Source organism: Pseudomonas sp. 5Ae-yellow, assembly GCF_014077575.1.
In the GTDB taxonomy this organism is placed as follows: Bacteria; Pseudomonadota; Gammaproteobacteria; order Pseudomonadales; family Pseudomonadaceae; genus Halopseudomonas; species Halopseudomonas neustonica.
In genome coordinates this window covers 1-5,923 of record NZ_JACGWE010000078.1, presented here as the reverse complement: position 1 = coordinate 5,923, position 5,923 = coordinate 1, and the positions used below count along the sequence as shown (strand labels likewise).

Genomic DNA, 5,923 nt, shown 5'->3' with positions numbered 1-5,923 from the left:
CCGTGCTGAATGCCCCTGCTAATCAGCTTCATCGCCTGACCTAAAACCGCTGTACCCACCTGCGGGGACGCTCTCCCTGCCGGGAAAAGCCGTCTCCGCTTTCCAGTACGTTTAGAAATCGGAGAATTGCCATGAGCGCTACTCAAACCTCAGAAACCAAATACTTTGACCTTCACACCACTGGTATCGGTTACCTCAATCGCCTGCGGGAGGTGACTCCGCGCAAGGGAAAACCTTTCATGGCTGTGACCGTCGCCGCTCTGAAGGGGGCGACTGATGCTGTCGAGTACACCTACGTTGATTGCAATGTTGTCGGCGAAGAGGCTGAAAAGCAGATTCGTCGTTGCCAACAAGCGGTAGATGCTGAAATGAAGGTTCTGGTTGGCTTCCGGATTGGTGACATCTGGCCGGATGTTTTTACCTACCAGAATGGCCCCAAGCAGGGTCAGGCCGGTGTTTCACTGAAAGGTCGACTGCTGTATATCGGCTGGATCAAGATAAACGGCAAGATGGTCTACCAGGCCAAAGCGGTCACTGCCATGCCTGAACAGGAGCAAGAGGTAGCCTGATTTCAGGGCAGAGCAACCGCCCTTTCATATTCAATACACTCAAACCCATCGGGGAGCAATCTCACTCCCGGCGGGCGTGGTGATTCTCCCCTTTTTTTGTTTGGAGAATCAGCATGCTTTCAAATCAGTTGTTGGTAAAAAATTCGCAGGGACATTACGCCCCGGCAACCATGGATGAGGTATTCGAGGCTGCTCGGGATGCAATGCAGAAAAAGTTCCACCGCGGAACAGCCTTCACCACCCCCGGAGCCGTCAAAGACTATCTTTGGGTGCAGATGGTCAACTATGAGCACGAAGTATTCGTTGCCCTATTTCTCGATAATCAGCATCGCTTGATTACTTGTATCGAGTTATTCCGGGGCACGATTGATCAGGCTGTGGTGTATCCAAGGGAGGTGGTCAAGGAAGCGTTGCGTGTTAACGCCGCCGCAGTGATCTTTTCCCACAATCACCCCAGTGGCTCGCCTTCACCCAGTGAAGCCGATAAACGGCTGACTCATCGATTGGTTCAGGCTATGGGATCTGTAGATATCCGCGTTCTGGATCACATCATCGTTGCCGGTACTGAAACAGTTCGCCCCGGTGAGAAAGTCCCTGTGGATGGCCTCGTCGCAGAAGGGGAAAGCGCCGTCGACGAGTCGATGCTCACAGGAGAACCGGTACCTGTCACCAAAAGGCCGGGGGACAACGCTATTGGAGCCACGCTGAACACGCATGGCGCCCTGGTCATCGAGGCAACCCGCGTTGGCTCAGATACGATGCTGTCGCAGATCGTGCAGATGGTTGCCAATGCGCAGCGCTCCAAAGCCCCTATGCAGCGGATGGCCGACGTGGTCGCTGGTTACTTCGTAATGGTCGTGGTGGGAATCGCTATTACGACATTTTTCGTCTGGGGCTTTCTCGGTCCTGAGCCTGGATGGGTATATGGCTTGATCAATGCCGTAGCGGTGCTGATTATCGCTTGCCCTTGCGCTCTGGGATTGGCCACACCCATGTCTATCATGGTTGCCACCGGCAAAGCTGCTGGCAGCGGAGTGTTGTTCCGGGATGCGGCCGCGATCGAGAACTTCAAAAAGGTGACAACCTTGATCGTAGACAAGACCGGGACTCTGACTGAAGGTCGTCCAGTCTTCGAGTCCTCTGAAGGCTTCGGGTCGTTCAATTCGGAGGAGGTGCTTCGGTTGGCAGCGAGCCTGGATCAGGGAAGCGAACACCCGCTGGCTCACGCAATCGTTGACCATGCCCGGTCTGAAGGTATTGTACTAACCAAGCCGGATACCTTCGAATCAGGTTCAGGCATCGGCGTTCGCGGTCAAGTCGAGGGTCGCCAGCTACAGCTGGGTAATACCGCTTTGATGGAAGAGGCGGGTATCGACGTCGCTCCGCTGAAGGGCAAAGCAGAAGCGCTCCGCCAACGCGGCAGCAGCGTCATGTTCCTGGCAGTCGATGACCGGCTCGCCGGGGTGTTGGCGGTCTCTGACCCAATCAAGCCGACCTCCAAGGAAGCAGTGTCTCGGCTACATGAAGAGGGCATCAGAGTAATCATGGCGACCGGGGATGGACTGACTACAGCGAAAGCAGTCGCGGAGGACTTGGGCATCGACGAGGTATATGGCGAAGTCAAACCTCAGGACAAGGAGCAGCTTGCGTCGCGCTTACAGAACGAAGGCCAATTTGTGGCCATGGCCGGGGATGGCATCAACGACGCGCCTGCTCTAGCCAGAGCGGACGTCGGCATAGCCATGGGGACAGGGACGGACGTGGCGATGAGCAGCGCACAGGTAACGCTAGTAAAAGGAGACCTTATGGGGATTTTGCGAGCGCGCGCCTTGTCGGTCAAGACGGTAGGAAACATGCGCCAGAATCTACTACTAGCGTTTTTGTACAACGGACTAAGCATCCCAATCGCGGCAGGCGTGCTTTATCCTTTCACCGGTTGGCTATTGTCGCCAATGATTGCGGCTTTGGCGATGAGCTTAAGTTCCGCATCGGTTGTCTTCAATGCGCTGCGCTTGCAGCGTTCCCATATCGAATGACTGTGAAATTTGAAACTGACAAAAATGTAATCTTCGGCTCAGTTTTGCGTCAGCGAGCTCTGATACAAGCTCATCCTTGAGCACATATGCGAACACATCCACGCCACGTGATGGTTTCTAAAGATGGCCTGTACCACATGGCATTTGATTCAAAGGTTGGATCAACTGCCTTACATGTTGGGAAAGGTCGGTCACCTGGAAAACCCGTTCATCGCTTTGAGGTGTAGCCGCCAAAATCCGCAGCTATTTTTTCAAACCAATCGGCGTTGTCTCGGTTGAAACGTGCTTTGTCTTCTGCCGTCATTGACGCCAGCAGCGCAATTTTTCGAGCTCGGTTTTCAGCCTTAATGCGGCAGCCCGCTTGAAAGCTAGCGGGTATCTTTTCAAATTTCACCCTTCCCCCCCCCCCTCCCAATGTCCATCTCAGAACGTATTCCTGTCCAGATTTGTGGTTTCGTATGCCCCTATGAGTCTCGCGTTTGATGTTGAGCAGCCAGCCCAGCATAACCTTCGTTGAGCGTAGCTGCGTGACTAAGTGCAGGATGCTGCACTTTTCTAGGTGAAATGAATGGAAAGTGCAGCATCGTTCACATTCCTGTTCGTAGGGGGGGGGCGGTTGCTGATGTGTTCTGGCATTTCAGCTGATCTTAGGCTCTGACAATACGACCTCCCGGCCTCCGACCATGATGGTGCGAGGCGCATTGGGCTCGATCTCAGCGGGTTTCGCTTTGCTTTTATTAACCTGAGGCGCTTCTTGGCCGTAAACCTTGATCCAATTCTTGTGGCCAAAGGCCTCTTTGAACAGATCGAGCAAGTATGCGTGCCAGTCGTTCAAGGCAGTCGCTTTTTCGTCGAAGTAGGCATACCTGTCGTAAATCGCGTCCACGCTCAAATCGGCGTGGTTCAGAATCCTGCCCCTTATATCTTTGCCTAGGCCCCGGCCGGACATATGGGTTGTAGCGGTTCTGCGTAAATCGTGAGCAGTGGGCCTTGGGTATCCTTCAGCAATGCGCAGCAAGCCTTCCGATTTTACTAGGTCGGAGTTGGCGACATAGGTGTCATAAAGCCTGCGCATTGCTCGGTTTAAAGAAGGCTGGGTCTGGTGGGATGTCCGGTCTCTTCCAGGTAAAACCCAGGGGCTCGGTTCTTCGATATTGCCGTTCTTTTCAAGTTTTACCGCTTGAAGATGATGGAGGTGCTGCAGGATCTTGCTCACAGGGAAGGATAGGGGAGTCGCGATTGGGTTGTTGTTTTTCTCGAAACTGCCGGATCTGTCCCAAATCCCTTGGTCAAAATCCAGGTCTACCCAGCGCATGGCCGCGATAGTCCCCGAACGCTGCGCAAGCATCAATGAAAGCAATAGCGCGAAACGAGTGGCGACGGTGATCGTGGGGCTCGCTAAACGTTTTAAAAACCACACAATTTCATGCCGGTTGAGAGCTCGCTCTCTGGGCGTTTCTTTCGCGATGCTTTTCATCTTTACCAGTGGTGTGGCTTCGATAATGTCGCGCTCTACGCAGAAATTGAACAGCTTCCGAACTACTGCTTGCAGGCGGTTCGCTGCGACTGGAGCGGTTTTGGCCTTGTCATCCAGTAGAGCCAGAATCTGTTTGCGTTTAACGTCTTGGAGTTTCATGTCCCCAATCGACTTTACAAAATCGTTTTTGAGCATTCGCTCGTCTTCTTTCCAAGATTTTTTGTTGGCTTTGGCCCATACGAGGTAAGTATCCACCGCATCAGCTACGGAAGGGCTTGTGCGGTACTCGAACAGTTCGAGAGTTTTTTTCTTACCCGGATCGATACCTTGCTCTACCAACTGGGCAGCATGCGTTGACTTCGCTCGGGCATCCGCCAATGACATTTTTGGATAGGAGCCTAAAGTCAGCCTCCTTGGCTTGCCATGAAAGCTGTATAGCAGAATGTACGCAATTGACCTCTTGTTAACCCGTACGCCAAAAGTCCCCTGGCCATAAACAGGAGGGTCGAGGAATTCTTGGCGGGGGTTCTTCGGGTCATATTTCAGCCGCTTCAGAAAATGTTCTTTCAATGCAGAGCGATTGCTGCTCATGGCCGATCCTTTTTGGGGTAGGTTTCGGGTAGGAGTTTAGCGTTTCGGGTAGGATTGGGGTAGGAGTTTGACCATTTTTCTTTCGTGGTTATATATTGCCTGTTTTGGGCGTTACGGCGAATAAATCGTTTAGGAACATGAGGTTGGGATGGATTGATTTTGGGATATAGTCTCTAAGAGCCTCTGATTCCGTAGCAATAACACTGACTTGTAATCAGTAGGTCCCGAGTTCGACTCTTGGTGCCGGCACCATAGTTTTAATGCAAAAGGCTCATCTTCGGATGGGCCTTTTGCGTTTCTGCGCTTTGTCGTTCCTTCCAAGCCTGTTAATTCTCCTGCCGAAATTGCACTGGGTCACATCCCGCCTGCTGCACCGTTGCCTTTGAGTTTTTGTGTTCATAGCATCCAAGGTTCACAGGAGTGATAACAGCCAAAGGAGCTTGGCATGTCAGGCAAACCCGCCGCCCGTTTGGGCGATCCCACACAGTGTCCGCAGAGCGGGCACGGCAGTAATAACATCGCTACCGGCTCATCCGATGTGCTATTCGATGGTCAGCCGGCGGCACGCTTGGGTGACAGTACCGCCTGTGGCAGCGCCTTGGCCGGGCAGGTCATCCCTAATGTGTTAATAAACGGTCGGCCTGCCGCTGTGCTGGGTAGCACCGGTAGTCATGGTGATGTGGTTATCGGCGGTTCAGGAACTGTGATTATTGGTGGCGCTGTACAGGGTGACTCTGGTGGCGATTCCAATAGTGGCCGTTACTTTGTGCCGGGCTCTGCAGAGCCTACGCAGGCGCTGCGGCAAAGCACTTTTGATGACGGCGTTCCTTTCTTGGTCGAGGACGAAGAGGAAGAAGACGAGCAAGAGCTGCCGCTGCAACAGCGCATCACGCTGCGGGTGGGTATGTTTTTCGATGGCACCCTTAACAATATGAATAATGCTGCGTTTACGGCGCAGTGTAGGCAGGAGGATCTGAATCAGTTTGACCAACCGACCTTGGAAGCTATCCGTAAGTTTTGTGAGGCGGAAGGCTATTCAGACTTCACCGAAGATGGGCGTTTTGAGTCTAGGCCGGATACCAGCTTTGGTAATGAGTCTAGCAATGTCGCTTTGCTGTATGACTTGTGTAGTGGTCAACTGATTCCGGACAGTGGATAAAGTTTTTCCTCTGCCTTGGCAGGTGCTAAACCATCATTGAATTGATGTGGTCTTAGCCAGTTGTACCGTGTCATCAGGTAATAGCTGATGT

The 5,923-nt window shown here is 52.9% G+C and carries 4 protein-coding genes and 1 pseudogene; 3 read left to right on the top strand and 2 right to left on the bottom strand.

The window, feature by feature from the left end; translation table 11 throughout:
- The first annotated feature begins 131 nt into the window (after positions 1–131).
- Positions 132–569: an STY4534 family ICE replication protein gene (locus tag H4J77_RS19025; RefSeq protein ID WP_083392344.1), complete on the top strand. Its 438-nt coding sequence runs from the start codon at positions 132–134 to the stop codon at positions 567–569.
- Between the two features lie 248 nt (positions 570–817).
- Positions 818–2,605, top strand: a pseudogene (locus tag H4J77_RS19020) (heavy metal translocating P-type ATPase); the annotation flags it as partial.
- Between the two features lie 208 nt (positions 2,606–2,813).
- Here H4J77_RS19020 and H4J77_RS19015 read toward each other — a convergent pair.
- Positions 2,814–2,999 carry a hypothetical protein gene (locus H4J77_RS19015; RefSeq protein WP_182249997.1) on the bottom strand — a complete coding sequence of 62 codons (186 nt, stop codon included), beginning with the start codon at positions 2,997–2,999 and terminating at the stop codon, positions 2,814–2,816.
- Positions 3,000–3,242: 243 nt separating this feature from the next.
- Positions 3,243–4,673, bottom strand: coding sequence for an integrase family protein (locus H4J77_RS19010; protein WP_182249995.1), 1,431 nt, complete (start codon positions 4,671–4,673; stop codon positions 3,243–3,245).
- A gap of 445 nt (positions 4,674–5,118) precedes the next feature.
- Between H4J77_RS19010 and H4J77_RS19005 the strand changes: the two genes are divergently transcribed.
- Positions 5,119–5,832 carry a PAAR domain-containing protein gene (locus H4J77_RS19005; protein ID WP_182249993.1) on the top strand — a complete coding sequence of 238 codons (714 nt, stop codon included), beginning with the start codon at positions 5,119–5,121 and terminating at the stop codon, positions 5,830–5,832.
- The last annotated feature ends 91 nt before the right edge of the window (positions 5,833–5,923 follow it).

Excerpts from the sequence above, each read along its gene's own strand:
- H4J77_RS19025 (WP_083392344.1), top strand. The coding sequence starts at position 132 with ATGAGCGCTACTCAAACCTCAGAAACCAAATACTTTGACCTTCACACC.
- H4J77_RS19010 (WP_182249995.1), bottom strand. The coding sequence starts at position 4,673 with ATGAGCAGCAATCGCTCTGCATTGAAAGAACATTTTCTGAAGCGGCTG.
- H4J77_RS19005 (WP_182249993.1), top strand. The coding sequence starts at position 5,119 with ATGTCAGGCAAACCCGCCGCCCGTTTGGGCGATCCCACACAGTGTCCG.